16 protein-coding genes are annotated in these 18,002 nt (G+C 64.3%); 11 read left to right on the top strand and 5 right to left on the bottom strand.

What is annotated here, in order from left to right; all coding sequences use genetic code 11:
- Positions 1–3 precede the first annotated feature (3 nt).
- A complete protein-coding gene (locus tag CCUG20998_RS11355; protein ID WP_020728674.1) occupies positions 4–1,020 on the bottom strand; it encodes an SDR family NAD(P)-dependent oxidoreductase in 1,017 nt (338 codons plus the stop codon).
- A gap of 238 nt (positions 1,021–1,258) precedes the next feature.
- Here CCUG20998_RS11355 and CCUG20998_RS11350 point away from each other — a divergent pair, with 238 nt between their 5' ends.
- The 3 genes from CCUG20998_RS11350 to CCUG20998_RS11340 all read left to right on the top strand — a co-directional run bounded on the left by CCUG20998_RS11350 (position 1,259) and on the right by CCUG20998_RS11340 (position 3,452).
- Positions 1,259–1,669, top strand: a complete 411-nt coding sequence (locus tag CCUG20998_RS11350) for a group I truncated hemoglobin (protein ID WP_012394114.1) — start codon at positions 1,259–1,261, stop codon at positions 1,667–1,669.
- Between the two features lie 83 nt (positions 1,670–1,752).
- Positions 1,753–2,388, top strand: a complete 636-nt coding sequence (locus CCUG20998_RS11345; protein WP_020728673.1) for a lysozyme inhibitor LprI family protein — start codon at positions 1,753–1,755, stop codon at positions 2,386–2,388.
- 338 nt (positions 2,389–2,726) lie between these two features.
- A complete protein-coding gene (locus CCUG20998_RS11340) occupies positions 2,727–3,452 on the top strand; it encodes a class I SAM-dependent methyltransferase (protein WP_050674681.1) in 726 nt (241 codons plus the stop codon).
- Between the two features lie 8 nt (positions 3,453–3,460).
- On the opposite strand, the gene CCUG20998_RS11335 is transcribed toward CCUG20998_RS11340, so the two are convergent.
- Together CCUG20998_RS11335 and lspA are read right to left on the bottom strand one after the other, a co-directional pair.
- Complete coding sequence (locus tag CCUG20998_RS11335; RefSeq protein WP_020728671.1) at positions 3,461–4,372, bottom strand: RluA family pseudouridine synthase; 912 nt, start codon at positions 4,370–4,372, stop codon at positions 3,461–3,463.
- Between the two features lie 14 nt (positions 4,373–4,386).
- Positions 4,387–4,977 carry a signal peptidase II gene (lspA, locus tag CCUG20998_RS11330; protein ID WP_012394110.1) on the bottom strand — a complete coding sequence of 197 codons (591 nt, stop codon included), beginning with the start codon at positions 4,975–4,977 and terminating at the stop codon, positions 4,387–4,389.
- Positions 4,978–5,052: 75 nt separating this feature from the next.
- Between lspA and CCUG20998_RS11325 the strand changes: the two genes are divergently transcribed.
- A complete protein-coding gene (locus tag CCUG20998_RS11325) occupies positions 5,053–6,009 on the top strand; it encodes an asparaginase (RefSeq protein ID WP_036455857.1) in 957 nt (318 codons plus the stop codon).
- Here the strand turns inward: CCUG20998_RS11325 and CCUG20998_RS11320 are convergent.
- Positions 5,974–7,386 carry a DNA polymerase IV gene (locus CCUG20998_RS11320; protein WP_094360242.1) on the bottom strand — a complete coding sequence of 471 codons (1,413 nt, stop codon included), beginning with the start codon at positions 7,384–7,386 and terminating at the stop codon, positions 5,974–5,976. The two genes, CCUG20998_RS11325 and CCUG20998_RS11320, sit on opposite strands and share 36 nt — an antisense overlap.
- A gap of 66 nt (positions 7,387–7,452) precedes the next feature.
- On the opposite strand from CCUG20998_RS11320, the gene CCUG20998_RS11315 reads away from it, so the two are divergent.
- The gene (locus CCUG20998_RS11315; protein ID WP_036455594.1) at positions 7,453–8,025 is read left to right on the top strand and encodes a class I SAM-dependent methyltransferase; all 573 of its coding nucleotides are present in this window, start codon (positions 7,453–7,455) and stop codon (positions 8,023–8,025) included.
- Between the two features lie 55 nt (positions 8,026–8,080).
- Complete coding sequence (locus CCUG20998_RS11310; protein WP_051173355.1) at positions 8,081–9,133, top strand: hypothetical protein; 1,053 nt, start codon at positions 8,081–8,083, stop codon at positions 9,131–9,133.
- A gap of 4 nt (positions 9,134–9,137) precedes the next feature.
- On the opposite strand, the gene ileS is transcribed toward CCUG20998_RS11310, so the two are convergent.
- Positions 9,138–12,338: an isoleucine--tRNA ligase gene (gene ileS / locus CCUG20998_RS11305; RefSeq protein WP_020728666.1), complete on the bottom strand. Its 3,201-nt coding sequence runs from the start codon at positions 12,336–12,338 to the stop codon at positions 9,138–9,140.
- A gap of 444 nt (positions 12,339–12,782) precedes the next feature.
- Between ileS and CCUG20998_RS11300 the strand changes: the two genes are divergently transcribed.
- The 5 genes from CCUG20998_RS11300 to CCUG20998_RS11280 all read left to right on the top strand — a co-directional run bounded on the left by CCUG20998_RS11300 (position 12,783) and on the right by CCUG20998_RS11280 (position 18,000).
- Positions 12,783–13,049, top strand: a complete 267-nt coding sequence (locus CCUG20998_RS11300) for a hypothetical protein (RefSeq protein ID WP_015356035.1) — start codon at positions 12,783–12,785, stop codon at positions 13,047–13,049.
- A complete protein-coding gene (locus CCUG20998_RS11295; protein ID WP_036455592.1) occupies positions 13,037–14,545 on the top strand; it encodes a condensation domain-containing protein in 1,509 nt (502 codons plus the stop codon). The genes CCUG20998_RS11300 and CCUG20998_RS11295 overlap by 13 nt, the downstream gene beginning before the upstream one ends.
- A 14-nt stretch (positions 14,546–14,559) precedes the next feature.
- Entirely contained in the window at positions 14,560–15,933 is a 1,374-nt protein-coding gene (locus CCUG20998_RS11290) for a hypothetical protein (protein WP_020728664.1), read from the top strand.
- A 63-nt stretch (positions 15,934–15,996) separates the two neighbouring features.
- The gene (locus tag CCUG20998_RS11285) at positions 15,997–17,241 is read left to right on the top strand and encodes a glycosyltransferase (protein WP_020728663.1); all 1,245 of its coding nucleotides are present in this window, start codon (positions 15,997–15,999) and stop codon (positions 17,239–17,241) included.
- 24 nt (positions 17,242–17,265) lie between these two features.
- Positions 17,266–18,000 carry a GAP family protein gene (locus CCUG20998_RS11280; RefSeq protein ID WP_012394101.1) on the top strand — a complete coding sequence of 245 codons (735 nt, stop codon included), beginning with the start codon at positions 17,266–17,268 and terminating at the stop codon, positions 17,998–18,000.
- Positions 18,001–18,002: the final 2 nt, after the last annotated feature.

Below are 18,002 nucleotides of genomic sequence, written 5' to 3'. Positions count from 1 at the left end.
GTCTCACCAATGTATCCCTCGGGTCGCCTGGACGAATGTTTCGCTTCTCTTATCGAGTTCTGTTGTACCAGACTGCGATTCACTGCCCTTGGCGGCAGAGGAGTCACTGAACATGCCGAACGCGCGGTTGCGCACCCGGTCCATGACGGCCGGGTTGACGGCGTCTGCCACGGCCGCGAATTGCCCGAACGGCGAGCTGGCCCGCCGCGGCCGATGCACGATCGCGTCGGTGATGACCCCGGCGGCCTGCTCGGGCGTCAGGGTCGGGAATTTGTCGTAGATCGTCGTCGGGCTGATCATCGGCGTCCGCACCAGCGCCATGTGCACGGTGGTGAAGCGAACCCCTTCATTGATGGTCTCGGCCTGCAGCGCGTCGCAGAGGCTGTCCAATGCCGCCTTGCTCGCGATGTAGGCGCCAAAGCGCGGTGCGCGGGTCTGCACACCGACCGAGGAGACGTTGACGATGTGCCCGAACCCGCGTTCCCGCATCCCGGGGATGAACTTGAGGATGAGCTGCACCGCACCGAGGTAGTTCAGCTGCATGGTCCGCTGATAGTCGTGAATCCGGTCGTAGGACAGCTCCAGCGAGCGTCGAATCGAGCGGCCCGCGTTGTTGATCAGGATGTCTACACCGCCCAGATCGGCCAGCACCTGATCGGCCATCGCCGCGATGGCGTCCATGTCGGACAGATCGCACGGGTAGACATGGGCCGCACCGCCACCGGCCCGAACGTCATCGGCCACCTTTTCCAGGTTTTCCCTGGTGCGCGCGACCAGCACCACCGTGCCGCCCGCTTCGGCGATCTTGTGCGCGGCCGCCTCGCCGATCCCCGATGACCCACCGGTGATGAGCACGACCTTGCCCTCTACCGCGTCGCTGAGTTTGCGGCCCTGGACGACGTCGAGCAAATTCCTTAAATAGAAGGGCCGATAGCGCCCCGCCGAGTTGGGCGTGTTGACGATGTTCGACATCGCCGCGAACGGCTTCTCGACCAGGTTGGTGAGGTCACCTAGCTTCATGTGAAGTTGCTCCTGAGGGCGGTGTGGATAGTGTGACGTGGGTCATAAAGCAAACCTAGGACATCCATCCTCGAATAGATACGACTTGCCGTGACGCGAGCGCCGCCACGGGCCGGCCCGCCGAGACCCAGCAAACGCCTGGATCCGCGGTCGATGAGCAATCTGCTTGTTACCCGAGGCAATGCGCGCGTGACGGCACTCTAATCGATGCGCAACTGCCCCATGCTGCCCTTGCAACATGGGACTACTGTCACGCTTTCGTAAACGTGCGCCGGTCAGCATCTACGACAAGATCGGCGGGTATGAGGCGATCGAAGCCGTCGTCGAAGACTTCTATGTACGTGTGCTCGCCGACGATCAACTCGGCGGCTTCTTCACCGGAACGAATATGAACCGCCTCAAAGGCAAACAGGCCGAGTTCTTTGCGGCAGCCCTCGGCGGACCCGAGCCCTACACCGGCGCACCGATGAAACAGGTCCACCAGGGCCGCGGAATCACCATGGCGCACTTCAGCTTGGTAGCCGGGCATCTGGGCGACTCACTGACCGCAGCAGGGGTCCCTTCTGAGACCGTCACCGACATTCTCAAGCTCGTGGCACCGTTGGCCACAGACATCGCCTCGGGCGAGACCACGACCGCGGGAGTCTGATCCCCCGCCGGAGCCCGCAGGAATTGCGCCCGGTCTGGCGTGTCGCGCTTTGCACGCCCTCCGCAAGCCGGTAGTCAGCACATATGAGACTTATCGCCCTCATCGGGGCCGCCTTGGCGTTGAGCGCCTGCAGTTCAGCAACAACGCATTCGACTCCCGATTCGCCGGCCGGCACCACGAGCGGCTCGCAGCCGACATCGACGGCCGCACCGCTGCTCGACTGCACCAACCCCGAAGATGACACCCAGCGACTGGTCTGCAACGACCCCCAGTTGACCGAACTCGATCGCCGGCTCGACACCGCCTACCAGCAGGCGCTGGACCGTCCCGGCACCGACAATGCGGCGCTGACGCTGGCCCAAGGTCACTGGGCGGAGACGCGTGACCAATGTGCGCAGAACCCTGACATGCGCACCTGTCTGCAGGAGTCCTACCAGACCCGGTTGGCGCAGTTGGCCATCGCGGACCCGGCCACCGCGGCTCCGCCCGTGATCAGCTACCGGTGCCCCGCGGAGGACGGCCCATTGACTGCACAGTTCTACAACGAACTCGATCCCAAGACGGCGGTGCTGACCTGGCGAGGCGACCAGTACATCCTTTTCGTGCAGCTATCGGGCAGTGGTGCCCGGTACGGCCGTCAAGGCGTCGAGTACTGGGAGCACCAGGGCGAAGTGCAGCTCGATTTCCACGGCACCAAATTTGTCTGCACCACGACCTGAGGCCCCTCACGCCCGGCGCTAGGCCGCGGGCGGGCCGGGCGCCCGATCCGGATCACCGCTCGTGGTCGACGGCACGGGTTGCTTGCGGCGAAAATGCCTAGCATGCGCCGTGCATTCAAAGTCCCGGCGGCAGAGGCCGGGCGGGCCCCCGTGCCCGACCGGGATTTCTCCCGCCCGCACGGACGCCCGTGCGCCGCCGTCGAATCGTGGCCACCGCATGCCGCGCTGGCATCCAGACGCCGGCATCCGCGCGGCACGCTCGTCGAGGCCCGCATGCCGCAACGGCGGCCCCGGTGACGGCCGCCCAACGCTCATTTGAGGAGCTCGTGGCCGAAGCCATGGCGGCGCCGGTCGTGGGATGGGATTTCTCCTGGCTAGAAGGCCGAGCGACAGAAGAACGACCGTCGTGGGGGTACCAGCGGCTGATGAGCCAACGATTGGCCCGCGCGTCGGCCGCCCTCGACATCCATACCGGTGGCGGCGAGGTGCTGTCCGGCGCGCCGAAGTTTCCACCGACCATGGCCGCGACCGAATCGTGGCCGCCGAATGCGGCGCTAGCCACCCAGCGGTTGCGCCCGCGCGGCGTGGTGGTGGTCGCAACGCGCGATGAGCCGCCGCTGCCGTTCGCCGATGAAGCGTTCGACCTGGTGATCAGTCGCCATCCCATCACCGTGTGGTGGAGTGAGATTGCCCGGGTGTTGCGTCCCGGCGGCACCTACCTCGCGCAGCACCCCGGGCCGGCGACGGTAGCCGAACTCGTGGGACACGTCATCGGACCGCAGCCCCAGCTGTGGGAGCGGCTAGAGCCCGCGGCTCAGCGTGCCCAGGCCCAGGCGGCCGGGTTACAGATCGTGGAGATGCGCATGGAGCGGCTCAGGGCTGAATTCTTCGACATCGGCGCGGTGGTGTACTTCCTGCGCAAGCTGATTTGGACGGTGCCGGATTTCACGGCAGAGCCGTACTTTCAGCGGCTGGTCGAGTTGCATGAACGCATCCAGGTCGACGGACGCTTCGTCACCCACCCGACGCGGGTGTTGGTGGAAGCGCGAAAGCCGACCGAGTGAGCTATCGCTCACCCCTCGTCGCGGAGCACATCCAGGGCGTGCTGCAGATCTGGCGGATACGGACTGACAATCTCCACCTGCCGGCCATCGGCGGGATGCGCGAAGGCCAGCGATCTCGCATGCAGCCATTGACGTTGCAGACCCAACCGTTTGGCCAGTTTCGGGTCGGCCCCATAAACGAGGTCACCACAGCACGGATGATGCAATGCCGCGAAATGCACCCGGATCTGATGAGTGCGCCCGGTTTCCAAATGCACGTCGAGCAAGCTGGCCGCCACGAAGGCCTCGACGGTGTCGTAGTGGGTGAGGCTGTGCCGGCCGTTCTTGGTGACCGCAAACTTCCACTCGCCGCCGGGATGCCGACCGATCGGTGCGTCGATGGTTCCGCTGGATGGATCTGGATGTCCTTGCACCAGAGCGTGATAGCGCTTGTCGACGGTGCGTTGTTTGAAGGCCCGCTTGAGAACCGTGTAGGCGCGTTCGGACAGCGCAACCACCATCACCCCGGACGTCCCGACGTCCAGGCGATGGACAATGCCCTGCCGCTCATGTACGCCGGACGTGCTGATCCGGTAGCCGGCCGCCGCCAGGCCACCGAGCACCGTGGGCCCCGTCCAGCCCACCGACGCATGTGCTGCCACCGCGGCCGGCTTGTCGACGGCGACAATGTCGTCGTCGGAGTACAGGATCGTCATGCCCTCGATCTCGACGGGGGTGTTCTCCGGCGGCGGCGGCGCCTCAGGCAGCTGGACGTGCAGCCAGGCCCCCGCGGTCAGCCGATCGGATTTGCCCGCCGGCACACCGTCGAGCTCGACACCACCGTTCTCGGCGATGACGGCCACCGCGCTGCGGGACAGACCCAGCAGACGGGCCAGCCCCGCATCAACACGCATTCCTGCCAATCCCTCCGGAACCGGCATCGAGCGATCGCCCGTCAACGCTCATCGGCCTTTCGCCGGCCCACGGTGTCGAAGTCGAAGCCGAAGATCGACAGGATTACCAGCAGGATGGCGCCACCGACCACCGACGGATCAGCGACGTTGAACACCGGCCACCAACCGACCGAAAAGAAATCGACGACGTGCCCGCGCAGCGGCCCGGGTGCCCGGAAGAAGCGGTCGACCAGGTTGCCCATTGCGCCGCCCAGGATCATCCCGAGCCCCACGGCCCACCAGGGCGACACCAGCCGCCGGCCCATCCAGAAGATTCCGACCACCACGCCCGTCGCGATCAAGGTCAAAACCCAGGTGTAGCCGGTCGCCATCGAGAAGGCGGCACCCGAATTGCGCACCAATGTCCAGGTCACTGTGTCACCGATGATCGATACCGGTTGGCCGGGAGGCAGCAGCTTGACGGCGAGCACCTTCGTCACAACGTCCAGCGCCAGCACCACCGCCGCGACCGACAGCAATAGCCGCAGCCGCCGTGGCGGCGGCTCCGGCGCGGAAACCTTGGGTTCCTCAGTCACCCCGGTCTCTCCCGCTGTCGTCAGTGGATCGGCTGATCCGGTTGGTTCGTCAGACACTCCCCCATCATCCCTCAGCTTTGTACCGGTACCCACATGCGGATGCCGATGACATGGGTGCGAGATGATCCCAGCATGGGCCGCCTCACCGTTATCACCACCGGAGGAACGATCTCGACCAGCACGGGCACCGACGGAGTGCGCCGACCGTCTCGTAACGGTGCGCAGCTCACCGCTGCCGTGAGCGGGGATCTGGATGTCGAAATCATCGACTTGATGGCGCTGGACAGCTCGCAGCTGGTGCCGGCGGACTGGGATCGCATCCGCGCCGCCCTGCACGCCATCACCGGGCGCGGCGCCGACCGCCCCAATGGGCCCGATGGGGTGGTTATCACCCACGGCACAGACACGCTTGAAGAGACCGCGCTGTGGTTGGACCTCACCTATTCCGGCAGCACCCCGGTGGTGTTGACCGGGGCCATGCGCAGCTCCGATGCCGCCGATGCCGATGGTCCAGCCAACCTGCGTGACGCGCTTATCGTGGCCGGCGATCCCGCGGTACGCGACTGTGGGGTATTGGTGTGTTTTGCAGGTCGGGTGCTCGAGCCGCTAGGACTTCGCAAGGCGGCAACCGATGATCTGAGCGGATTCGCGGGCGAACTTCTGGGCACCGTCACGGACGAGGTGACGCTGCGGCGCGCGAAATCGCGGCCATATCTCGGCGACGTTCTGGCCGCCGATGCACCCCGGGTCGACATCGTCGCGGTCTATCCCGGAAGCGACGCTGTAGCACTGGACGCGTGTGTGGCCGCCGGCGCGCGCGCCATCGTGCTGGAGGCCCTGGGGTCGGGCAATGCCGGCGCGGGCGTGATCGACGGGGTGCGGCGGCATTGTGGCAACGGGGTGGTGATAGCGGTTTCCACCCGTGTTGCCGGCGCTCGGGTCGGCGCCGGCTACGGCCCTGGCCATGATCTGGTGGCCGCGGGCGCGGTGATGGTGCCACGGCTGCCGCCGTCGCAGGCGCGGGTGCTGCTGATGGCAGCGCTGACAGCCGAGCTACCCATCGTCGAGGTCATCGACCGCTGGGGTTGAGGTGTCAGCGGCATTCTCGACCCGCAACTGGCCGACAAAATCCGGCCAATCCAGGCTGTCCACCGGGTTGGCGGCGGTGATGTCGCTGGTCTCGATGGGAAAGGTCCGCGCTGGCCCGGGGCCTGAACCGCGAGTCTCGAACCTCACGGTGACCACTCCGTGACCCGCTCCTTGTACCCAGCCGTGACCAAGCTCCCGGTGGGTGACGTCGTCGCCGATTCGCCACACGGCGCCGGCTGGGGTGCTCGACAACGCACCATGCGAGGGGTGAAAGTCCTGATGGGCTTCTTCTGACGTCTCCGCCGCCAGGTCCAGATCCGGGAACAGCGATTCCTGGCGTACCTCGCTCAGCCCCGAGAAACCCACGCCCAGCAGGCGAATGGGCCCGATCTGGACCGGATCCAGCAGCAGCCGGCGGGCCAGCGCCAACAGTGCTCCCACATCGGTTGTCGCATAGGGCAAGGTCGCCGAGCGGGTCAACGTGCTCATGTCGGCCTTCTTCAGCTTCACCGTGACGGTGCGAGACCCGCGACCGTCGCGCAGCAACCGCTGATGAGCGTGCTCGGCAATCGGATCAAGCGCGTTGCGGAGCTGATCGAGGGTGGTCAGATCGATGGCAAAGGTCGACTCCGCGCTGATCTGCTTGGCTTCCGCGCGCTCGGCAACCGGCCGGTCGTCGATGCCGCGCGCCAGCCGGTGCAGCGCGGGCCCGACGGTCGCGCCAAGGATGTTGGCCACTTCAGCGTCGGCCAGCGCCGCCAACTGTCCGACCGTCTCGATCCCAAGGCGATGCAGCTTCTCCTCGGCAACTGGACCAATGCCCCACAACCGGCGCACCGGCAAGCCGCCCAGCAGCAGCTGTTCTTCCTGACGGGCGACCACCCGGATGCCGTCGGGCTTGGCCAGTCCGGAGGCGATCTTGGCAATTTGCTTACCCGAGCCGGCACCGACCGAGGCGATCAGGCCGGTTTCGTCGCGCACCCGTCGCCGCAAGTCTTCGCAGAACTGTTCTACCTCCGCCGTAGCGGCCCCACCGAGTTGTGGTGGTTCCCCGAAGGCCTCGTCGAACGACAGCTGCTCGACGACGGGAACCAGGCCTCGCACGGTGTCGAACACCCGGCGACTGGCCACCCCGTACACGGCGCCGCGCGGCGGCAACACCACCGCGGTCACACCGATCAACCGCCGAGCCTGGTGCATCGGCATGGCCGAACGGGCCCCGAAAACGCGCGCCTCATAGCTGGCGCCGGCGACCACACCGCGCCCACCCATACCACCCACCAGCACCGGCCGGCCCATCAAGGTTGGTCGGGTGAGCTGCTCAACCGAGGCGAAGAACGCGTCCATGTCCAGGTGCAGCACCCAACGGGACTCCACAACCGGCAATACTATTCGGGGCTAGTCGGGGCTCGCCGGAGGCGATCTCGACTAACGTCGGTCAGTATGGCAATGAACCTTGTGCATAGGTTGTGCTGCGACTCTGACCGCTGGGCAAAAGAGGTCAAGGGCCAGGTATTGCCCTGGGTTCTCGCCGATGTGGACCTCGGCGACAACGCCCTCGAGATCGGGCCGGGCTACGGAGCCTTTCTTCGGGTGCTGGTGGACAAGACGCCAAAGCTCACAGCGGTCGAAATCGACCCAGCCATGGCGCGGCGCCTACAAGAGCGCTATGGCGAGCAGGCACGCATCATCAACAGCGACGGCACCGACACCGGGCTGCCTGCCGAAGAGTTCAGCTCGGTGGTGTCTTTCACCATGCTGCATCACGTCCCTACCACGGAACTGCAGGATGAACTGTTCGCCGAGGCTTATCGTGTGCTGCGTCCCGGTGGTGTCTTCGCCGGGAGCGACGGGATTCCTTCATTACTGTTCAGCATCTTGCACTTTCGCGACACCTGCAATCCGATTCCACCGGCGGACCTCCCGGATCGCCTGCGCGCAGCGGGATTTCACGATGTCGAAGTTGAGGTTCAGGCCGGCAGGCAACGCTGGCGTGCACAGAAACCCAAAGCCTGACTTTTCTCGAAAAGATATGTCAAATAAGGGTATTGAGGAACGGTAAGGAACCACGGTGTGTCCGTCCGATAGCGAGTCAACTGCCTTCGGCCGGTCCGGTGATGACTTCGTGGCAGGAATTTGTCAGCAGGTCCATGCCTGGAGCACTCAGCCCGCTCTGACGGAATTGGTCGAAATGTTCGGCGGCTCCCCACCCACCGGCGACCTCCCGACTCGACTTGCGCTGCTCGACGAATTCAGCAAGGTGTGGGACTACCGGGGGCGGGCCCGGGCCGCCGCCACCGGCCGGTTACACAGTCAGGACGCGGCTGGCGCGGTCAGATGGCTGATCCCGCGCCTGGACCTGCCCGCCACCCAACTGGAACAGATCACGGCGTTGGCCAGCGAACTGGGTCTGGTCACAGCCACCACGCCCGAGGGCGCGGACTTCGATCACATCTTGGTGATCGGCGGTGGACGCTATACCAACCAGCTGCGGGTGGGCTACGCAAGAGAGATGGCTACCGGCCGGCGCATCGGCCAGGTGGTGCTGGCGGCAGCATCACGCCAGCTACTGGAATCCGAACTGGATGCGGTAGCCGTCTGCGCGCCGGGGGCACGCACGGAGTTCGAGCTCCTGGTGGCAGCAGCAAAGGACGTACTGGGGCTGGACACCGGTGAGGTGACCGCGCACATACGACAACGGGTGGATAACCCGCAACGCGACCGGGCGGTGTGGCGTTTTCCACCGGAGGGCAACGACCTCGGCGTGCCGGTCATGTTGTTGGAAACCCCGTCGCCCGACCCGGACAACCGTCGAGCCAACTCCGCCGATACCTACACCTTCGCCGCCCAAACGGCACGCATGCACCAGTCGACTTGCCTGCTGGTGACCGGCCAGCCGGTGGTGCCCTACCTGCACTTCGAGGGGCTCCGCACGCTGGCTCTACCGTTGCGGATTCACCTGGAGTCAGCGGGGTTCGGCATCGACCGCTACAACCGGCTCAGCAACCTGGACCAACAGCATCCGGCCAAACTGCTGCAGGAGGTCCGCTCGACGATCCGGTCCGCCCGCGCCCTGATGGATCGGGTAGCGATCACAGGGCGCGGGCCAACCAGCGCCGGCTGACGTCTTAGGCCTGCTCGCGCCCGGACACCCCTGCTCCGCCAGATTTCGCGATTGCCACCCGCACCCCGTCTCCGATCTCGACGCCATCGTCGGGTTCACCGAATTCGAAAGTGGTGGCCAGGATTTCGCCGGCAATCAGATCGCGGTGAGTGCGCGCCCACTCGGCGCGCTCCCCCGGTACCGAGATCAGCACCTGGATACGGTCGGAAACGTCGAGCCCGGTGGACTTGCGCAGCTCCTGCAATTCCCGGATGCGGTCCTTGGCCCAGCCCTCGGCCTCGAGTTCGGGTGTGACGGTTCCGTCCAGCACCACTAGGCCCGCACCGCCCGGCAAGGCCGCCGTGAATTCCGGGTCGGCGGCCACTAGCCGGGAGCTGTACTCCTCGGACTGCAACACCGCCGGACCCGCCGTCAGGGTGCCGTCGGAGTTGACAACCCCTTCGCCGGCTTTGACCGCCTTGATGGCAGCTTGCACGTCCTTGCCCAGCCGGGGACCGGCAACCCGAGCGTTGACGGTCAGTTCGAACCGGCCGTAGGTGCCGATCGCATCTGTCAACTCGACCTGCTTGACGTTGAGTTCGTCGGCGATCAGGTCGGTGAACGGCTTTAGCGCCTGCGGATTCTCGACGGCCACGGTCAATTTTGGCAGCGGCAAACGTACCCGCAGCTTCTTGGCCTTGCGCAGCGAAGACGCGGCCGAGCACACTTCACGGACCTGGTCCATCGCGGCCACCAGTTCCGCGTCCGCGGGGACCTCGCCAGCCTGCGGCCAGTCCGTCAAATGCACTGAGCGCTCGCCGGTTAGCCCACGCCAGATCACCTCGGTGACTAGCGGCAGCAGTGGTGCCGCCAACCTCGCGGTGATCTCCAGCACGGTGTGCAGTGTGTCGATGGCATCGACATCTTCCTGCCAGAACCGCGAACGCGACCTTCGGACATACCAATTCGTCAAAGCCTCGGTGAACTGGCGCAGCTGTTCACAAGCCCCCGAAATGTCGCAGACCTCCATGGCCTGGGTGAGGTCATCGCGCAGCACCGCGAGCTTGGCCAGGATGTAGCGATCCAGCACATGATCCGAATCGGTGCGCCAGGTACCGACTTTCGGTGCGTACAGAGCCAAGAAACTATAGGCATTCCAGAATGGCAGCAGCACTTGCCGTACGCCCTCGCGGATGCCCTGTTCGGTGACGATCAGATTGCCGCCGCGCAGAATCGGCGATGCCATCAGGAACCACCGCATGGCGTCGGAACCATCCCGGTGGAACACTTCGGCGACGTCTGGGTAGTTGCGCAACGACTTGCTCATTTTTTGGCCGTCAGAACCCAGCACAATGCCATGCGCCACACAGGTTTTGAACGCCGGGCGATCAAACAACGCGGTGGCCAGCACGTGCAGGGTGTAGAACCAGCCGCGCGTCTGTCCGATGTACTCGACGATGAAATCGCCCGGGTAGTGGGCGCCGGCGTCACCGGCCGCCCCGCCCAAGAACCAGTCCCCATTCTCGAACGGGTAGTGCACCTGTGCGTACGGCATCGATCCCGAGTCGAACCACACGTCGAGCACGTCAGGGATGCGTCGCATCGTGCTCTGCCCGGTGGGATCGTCGGGATTGGGACGGGTGAGTTCGTCGATGTAGGGCCGGTGCAAGTTGGTGGGCCGAACGCCGAAGTCGCGCTCCAACTCATCCAGGCTGCCGTATACATCGATCCTGGGATACGCGGGATCATCGGACTTCCAGACCGGGATCGGAGTGCCCCAATACCGGTTTCGTGAGATGGACCAGTCCCGGGCACCCTGCAACCACTTACCGAACTGACCGTCTTTGACGTGCTCCGGGTACCAGGTGATCTGCTGGTTGAGTTCAACCATCCGCTCCCGGAATTTAGTCACTGTGACGAACCACGAGGACACGGCGCGATAGATCAGCGGGTTGCGACACCGCCAGCAATGCGGATACGGGTGCTCGTAGGTCTCATGGCGGATCAGCACCGCACCGTTGGCCGCCGCCGGACCGCTCTGATTCTTCAAGTCACGGATGATCTGGGCGTTGGCATCGAAAACGTGTTGCCCTTGGTAATCGGGCACTGAGGAGTCGAAGCGGCCCTTGGCATCCACAGGTGTCACCGGCTCGATGCCGACCGGGCTGGTAACCGCCATGTCGTCCTCACCATAGGCGGGTGCCATGTGCACGATGCCCGTACCGTCTTCGGTGGTCACGAATTCGCCCGCCAACACCGCAAACGCGTTTGGCGAATCCATGAAATACGCAAACGGCGGCAGATAGCGCATGCCCAAGAGGTCGGCGCCACGATAGCTGCCAATCACCTCCGGCTCTTCGCCGAGTTCGCGCGTGTAGGCCGCTAGACGCGCCTCGGCCAGCACAAGGCGGCGATCCCCCACGCGTACCTGCACATACGTCACATCCGGGTGCACGGCCACGGCGAGGTTCGACGGCAGAGTCCACGGCGTGGTCGTCCACACCAGCAGGTAGGCCCCGGCCAGCTCCCCCTGCGGTTCGCCGTCAACCACCTTGAATCCAACCGTAAGCGCCGGATCCTGGCGGCTTTGGTAGACGTCGTCATCCATCCGGAGCTCGTGATTGGACAACGGGGTTTCGTCACGCCAGCAGTAGGGCAACACCCGGTAGCCCTCGTAGGCCAGCCCCTTGTCCCAAAGTTGCCGGAACGCCCAGATCACCGACTCCATGTAGCCGAGATCGAGCGTTTTGTAGTCGTTGTCGAAGTCGACCCACCGAGCCTGGCGAGTAACGTACTGCTGCCATTCGCCGGTATAGCGCAAAACCGACGCGCGGCAGGCATCGTTGAACGCGGCAATCCCCATCGTGTCGATCTGGGATTTGTCGGTAATTCCCAGCTGACGCTCGACCTCGAGTTCGGCCGGCAGCCCGTGGGTGTCCCAGCCGAAACGGCGCTCCACTTTGAATCCACGCATGGTTCGGTACCTCGGAACGATGTCCTTGACGTAACCGGTGAGCAGGTGACCGTAGTGGGGCAGGCCGTTAGCAAATGGGGGCCCGTCGTAGAAGACATACTCGGGCGCGCCGTCGCGGCGCTCGATACTGGCCCGGAAAGTTTCGTCACGTGCCCAGTAATCAAGCACCTGGGTTTCCAGTTCCGGAAAGTCCGGAGAGCCGCCACGGTGGTCGGCGCCCAGGTTGCTGCGCGGATAAGTGCTGTCAGTCATCGGTCTCCTGTGCCAGAAATCACACGGCACGGGGACGACGACGCGCTCAGTGCGCGAGCGCCGCGGTACCACCCCGCTTGCCGCACCTGAGTGCGGCCGCTCAATTTGGGCTGTAACGGACCCAACCGTTCGGTTCTACTGGGCTTTTAGGCTGTTCTTCCGAAAGCTAACCGGTGATAGCCGGATCAACGCTGTTGCGGCAATACTACCTGGTCGCAGGCGCGCCGATGCTGGGCCCGACGCATAAATCCCCGCACTTGGCACCCAGTTCAATCCCAATGCAGCGAAAACCGAAATCTAACGCCCGCCTATCAACTAGGCTCTGCTCTACCAGCGTTTAACAAGTAAATACCCAGATGAAGGGTCGTCACAGCGTCGGCGTAGTTATACCGACGGCAGAGTGGTCGTGCCTTTGCAAAGGCGCAGCCAACTAAGAGGGGGCATGTGAACACCACATTACCTGGCACGTCGAGTGCCGTCACCACCCCAGTCGGTTGGCCGGTATTGGGGGCCGGCCAAACCGACACGTCGCGGGTGATGTTGCAGCGTGGCAACACCGACTCGAGCCCAAGCGACCAAAGCCGCTATCTGAAGCCCGGCTCAACGGGGCCCCTGCAAACATCACAACCGTTTCAGGTTTTGTGGACCACCTGCAGCTCTCCGGTGCACCGCAACCTGCTGGGCGACTTGGAGGAGAAATGGTCAGAGTAGGGAAGGTCGAAGCTGGGACAATCAGCGACTGGCATCCTGAGCCGGGCACGTTGGTGTCGTGGCAGCCATCGCGTGGCTCGCTCGCCAAGGCCGCCAAAGCGCCGATAAGCCCGGTGCCGCCCAGCTACATGCAGGCCCATCACCTTCGCAACTTCCGGTCCTACCGCGAGCGCGGACTGGAAATGTCGCGGTTGCTCATTTCCTCCTGGGACATCCCCGGAATTTGCGACATCCGCACCATGACGCACGTCGTCAACGCACACATGCGCCGTCACGACACCTTCCGCAGCTGGTTCGAGCACACCGAGGGCGATCACTTCGTGCGCCGGACCCTCGAGCGGCCCAACGACATTCAGTTCGTCGCCGTCGAACACGGTGAGCTGACCACCCAGAGTCAATGGCGCGAGCATCTGTTGGCCACCCCGAGTCCGCTGGAGTGGGGGTGCGTGCGCTTCTCGATCATTCAGCGTGCGGACCACTTCACCTTCTGCGTGGCCATTGACCACCTTCACTGTGACGCGATGTTCGTCGGCGTGGTGTTTGCCGAAATTCACCTGATGTACCTGGCCCTCGTCAGCGGCGGAGCTCCGCTGCGGTTGGCCGAACCGGGCAGCTACGACAACTACTGCAACCGGCAGCGTGAGCACATCTCCGGTCTCACCCTGGATTCCCCGGTCATGAGCAAGTGGACCGAATTCTTCGACAACAACGACGGCTCCCTTCCCAAATTCCCACTGCCGCTTGGCGATACCTCCGCGCAGTGCGAAATGATGGGCGTCCGGCTGATGGACGAGCGCCAGACCCTGGCTTTCGAAGCCGCCTGCATGTCGGCGGGGGCCCGGTTCTGCGGGGGCGTGTTCGCAATCTCGGCCGTGGTCCAGCACGAATTGACCGGAGCCGACGAGTACTACGCGATTGTCCCAATCGACATCCGCCGCACCGAAGAAGACTTCATGACGACCGGATGGTTCACCGGCTTCGTGCCGATCACCGTTCCGACCGTGGGATCGTCGTTCGGCGAGATCGTCAAGGCAGCCCAGGAATCCTTCGACTCCGGTCGCGACCTGGCGGAGGTGCCCTTGGACTGCGTGATGGAGCTGGTGCCGTGGCTGCGTGAGGGGCAGTGGGGAGCACCCTTGCTGTTCTACTTGGACGCCGGCATTCCGCCGCTGTCAGCCATGGCGAACTCCCATGTGGAAGGTTTGCGCGCCCGCCTCTGCCACGACGGCGGCATGATGGGTCAGATTGACATCCGGGTGAACCGGCTCGAGAAAGAGACCCAGCTGACGGTGTTGTTCCCGAACAACCCGGTGGCCCGTGAGTCGGTTACCCGCTACGTCGAGGCGCTGAAGTCCGCGTTTGTTCGGGTGGCCGAAGGACGCGACGTGATGCCGGCGCGCTCGCGCACCGGCAGTCAGCTGCACCTCGCCTACAGCCGGCGTACCTACGAACCCCCTGCGACGGTGTCCCCTTTGACGTCATGGCGTACCGGCTAGGCGGAAAACAAGGGGTGCTCAACGAGTCTCGGACCCGCAGCTCGTCGGCCATGACGGATAACAGGATCGCCTTTCTCGACCAGGCGGCTTTCCTGAGGCTGCGGGCTACCGGTTTCGAAACGGTCGGTCAGACTTTGTGGATTTATGACCGCGAAGCGGACATGGACGGGTTGCGGCGGTTCAACGAGAACCTTGGCTATGGGCTACTGGGGCGCCGGATCGAGCGCTCTCCGTTGCCTTTCGGTCGTCCTCGATGGGTCGCCCACCACGAAGCGCCTGACATCGACGTCGCCGCGACGCCCCGGCCGCGAAGCGAAATTACGGCGTGGTTGGACGAACGCGCACAGATTCCAGTTGACCCCGAGTATGGGCCCTGCTGGCATCTGGGGGTCCTTCCGCTGCAGGACGGCGGCACGGCGGTCAGCGTGGTCATCACCCACTCGGTGGTGGACGGTGTCGCCGGTGGCCTCGCCGTCTTCGAGGCCATCAACGGCATCACCCGGGACTTCGGATATCCGCCGCCGGGATCGCGCGGCCGGACGGAAGGCCTGCTCGTCGATCTATGGGATGCCCTTCGTGGATTGCCAGAGGTCTTCCGGGCCCTGCTCGCGTTGATCCTCATCGTGCTCAGACGCGATACCGGAGCAGCAGGCCAACCCGGCAAGCCGCCGACCGTGTCGGACGGCGCCGATGAACCGATCGTGACTCCATCGGTGACGGCGTTCTGCGATCTGGAGACCTGGGATTCCTGTGCTCTCGATCTGAGCGGGTCCAGTGGTTCGCTGTTCGTGTCCTTTGCTACCCGACTTGCCCAACTCATGGGCCGGGTGCGGGCGACAGATGGCGCCGTCACGATAATCATGCCGGTCAGCGAACGCACCAACGATGACACTCGGGCGAATGCTGTCACGGCAATCACCTTCGATCTCGACCCCGATCGCGCGCGAACCGATTTGCAGTTCATCCGCAACGAAACGAAACAAAGCCTGTCCGCGCTGAAAGACACCCCTAACGAGCTGCTCAAGCCTCTTCCACTGGTGCCCTACACACCGAAATGGTTGGCCCGGAAAATGGAAGTGCTGGCGATGGCAACGTCGGATCTGCCGGTGGGTTGTTCCAATCTTGGCGAGCTCAGTCAGGCTCTGACCCGGGTCGACGGAACCGGGGCCCGGTATTCCTCCGCGCGCATGTTCAACCGGGGAGCCACCAGACAACGCTTTGAACGGGAAAGCGGCGAGCTATATCTGTTTTCCGGGCGGCTCGAAAACTCGGTATTCATCAGCGTATCGGCTTACCAACCCGGCGCCGAGAACTCGAACCAGTACCTCAGAGGACTGGTGGAGCAAACACTTGCCGACTATTCGCTCAAGGCGGAGATACTCGGATGACTGGGGCCGGATAGCTGGGTCGATTGGGGTTTTAAGGACGGAAGAAGTGGTTGGGGGCCGCTGATGAAATTTGCACTGGCGATAAACGGCACGCGAGGCGATGTCGAACCGTGCGCTGCACTCGGGCGGGAGCTATCGCGCCGAGGCCACGAAGTACGCGTCGCAGTACCCCCCAACCTGACCGGCCTGGCCGCGGCAGCGGGCTTGGAGGCGGTGCCCTACGGCCCCGACACCGACGAGCTGCTCAACGACGAGGACAACCTCCAGGAATTCTGGAAGCCGCAAACTTCGATCAAGTTGGTGCGCGAGGGCATATCGGATCTGCGCCAGGCCTGGTCCGACATGGCGACAACCCTGAAAACGCTGGCAGACGGCGCCGACCTGGTCCTGACCGGCATGATCCACCAGGGCATCGCCTTGAACGCCGCGGAGTATTACGGGATTCCGCTAGCAACGATGCACTTCCTCCCGTCGCGGGTGAACAGCCGGGTCATACCGATCTTGTCGCCGCGCTTGAACCGCTCGGTCATCTCAGCGCTGTGGTGGGTGCATTGGCGCGTGACCAAAAACCCCGAGGAAGCGCAACGACGCGAGCTTGGTATGGCCAAGGCGTCCTCATCCTCGACTTCGCGAATTCTGAAAGGCCGCTCACTCGAGATCCAAGCCTATGACGAGCTTTGCTTTCCCGGGCTGGCCGCTGAGTGGGCGGAATGGGGCGATCGCCGACCGTTTGTCGGTGCCCTGACCCTGGAAATGCCGACAGATTCCGACAACGAGGTGCTGTCGTGGATCGCTTCCGGAACGCCGCCGATCTACTTCGGCTTCGGCAGCATGCCGGTGGAATCGCCCGCCGCAACAATCGCCATGATCAGCGCGGCGTGTGCGCAGTTGGGTGAACGTGCATTAATTTGCACGGGTTCGAATGATCTGGGCGGCTTGCAAGCCCCCGAAAACGTGAAGTTGGTCTCCGGGGTATCGCACGCCGCGGTATTTCCGGCGTGTCGCGCAGTCGTGCACCACGGCGGGGCCGGAACAACCGCAGCGGGTATGCGGGCTGGCATCCCGACCCTGATCCTTTGGATCTGGATAGAACAACCGATCTGGTTGGCGCAGATCAAACGGCTAAAAATTGGCTCTGGACGTCGTTTGGCGTCGACCACAAAAGAGACATTGGTCAGCGATCTCCGCTGCATTTTGGGTCCCGATTACGTCGCTCGCGCCCGCACGATTGCAAATGAGATGAGCAAACCTGGCGAAAGCGCCACGCGGGCAGCAGATCTTCTGGAAAATGAGGTGTCGGTTAGCTGAGTCGGCGAGGGGAAGGAGGGGAAGATGTGGACCACGGTATTGATCCTGGCGGTGATGACGGCGACCGAGCCGGTGCGTCTCGGGGTTGCCATCTTCCTGGTCTCCAAGCCGCGTCCGATGGTGAACCTGCTCGCATTCTGGTTCGGCGGTATGGCGACCGGGATCGGCGTCGCGCTGGCCGTTCTACTGCTGCTGGGTGACCTCGCCAACGCCATTGTCGACAACGTCTCGTCGCTGGCGGCAACGTCGGTTGTCGGGCACCTACAAGTCGGCTTGGGCGTCGTCGCGCTGCTGGTCGCTGCCCTGGTCGCGACGGGGTTCTCGGTGCGCTCACCGGCGCTGGTCGCTTCCGGCGCCGGAGACTCGTCGACGCTGATGGTCGCGGAGACCCCGACCCGCTTCTCCCGGTTGATGGCGAGCGCTCAGGGCGCTCTCGAAGGTGGGTTCCCCTGGGCCGCCTTCGTGGTTGGCCTCAGCTCGGCCGGCCCACCGCCGGTCGAATACCTGGTGGCGCTCACGGCCATCGGGGCCTCAGGGGCCGCAATGGGCACGCAGCTCAGCGCGACCTTCGTCTATCTGCTGGTAATGCTTGCGATCATCGAGATCCCGCTGATCAGCTACCTGGTGCACCCCGGCCGCACCGAGGCAACCATGCTGTGGCTGCGCAACTGGTTGCGAGCCCACCGGCGCCAGATCATCGCCGTTGCTGTCGGCTTGGCAGGTATTGCCCTGGTCACAAACGGTATGGGCACCATCTGAGC

Origin of the sequence: Mycobacterium marinum (assembly GCF_003391395.1) — a bacterium.
Taxonomy (GTDB): domain Bacteria; phylum Actinomycetota; class Actinomycetes; order Mycobacteriales; family Mycobacteriaceae; genus Mycobacterium; species Mycobacterium marinum.
The sequence above is the reverse complement of the archived record's forward strand: the minus strand, read 5'-3'. Positions and strand labels throughout refer to the sequence as shown.

Bases quoted from the DNA above. Each gene is read 5' to 3' on its own strand.
- CCUG20998_RS11355 (WP_020728674.1), bottom strand. From the start codon at position 1,020: ATGAAGCTAGGTGACCTCACCAACCTGGTCGAGAAGCCGTTCGCGGCG.
- CCUG20998_RS11350 (WP_012394114.1), top strand. From the start codon at position 1,259: ATGGGACTACTGTCACGCTTTCGTAAACGTGCGCCGGTCAGCATCTAC.
- CCUG20998_RS11345 (WP_020728673.1), top strand. From the start codon at position 1,753: ATGAGACTTATCGCCCTCATCGGGGCCGCCTTGGCGTTGAGCGCCTGC.
- CCUG20998_RS11340 (WP_050674681.1), top strand. From the start codon at position 2,727: ATGGCGGCGCCGGTCGTGGGATGGGATTTCTCCTGGCTAGAAGGCCGA.
- CCUG20998_RS11335 (WP_020728671.1), bottom strand. From the start codon at position 4,372: ATGCCGGTTCCGGAGGGATTGGCAGGAATGCGTGTTGATGCGGGGCTG.
- CCUG20998_RS11325 (WP_036455857.1), top strand. From the start codon at position 5,053: ATGGGCCGCCTCACCGTTATCACCACCGGAGGAACGATCTCGACCAGC.
- CCUG20998_RS11315 (WP_036455594.1), top strand. From the start codon at position 7,453: ATGGCAATGAACCTTGTGCATAGGTTGTGCTGCGACTCTGACCGCTGG.
- ileS (WP_020728666.1), bottom strand. From the start codon at position 12,338: ATGACTGACAGCACTTATCCGCGCAGCAACCTGGGCGCCGACCACCGT.
- CCUG20998_RS11295 (WP_036455592.1), top strand. From the start codon at position 13,037: ATGGTCAGAGTAGGGAAGGTCGAAGCTGGGACAATCAGCGACTGGCAT.
- CCUG20998_RS11285 (WP_020728663.1), top strand. From the start codon at position 15,997: ATGAAATTTGCACTGGCGATAAACGGCACGCGAGGCGATGTCGAACCG.
- CCUG20998_RS11280 (WP_012394101.1), top strand. From the start codon at position 17,266: ATGTGGACCACGGTATTGATCCTGGCGGTGATGACGGCGACCGAGCCG.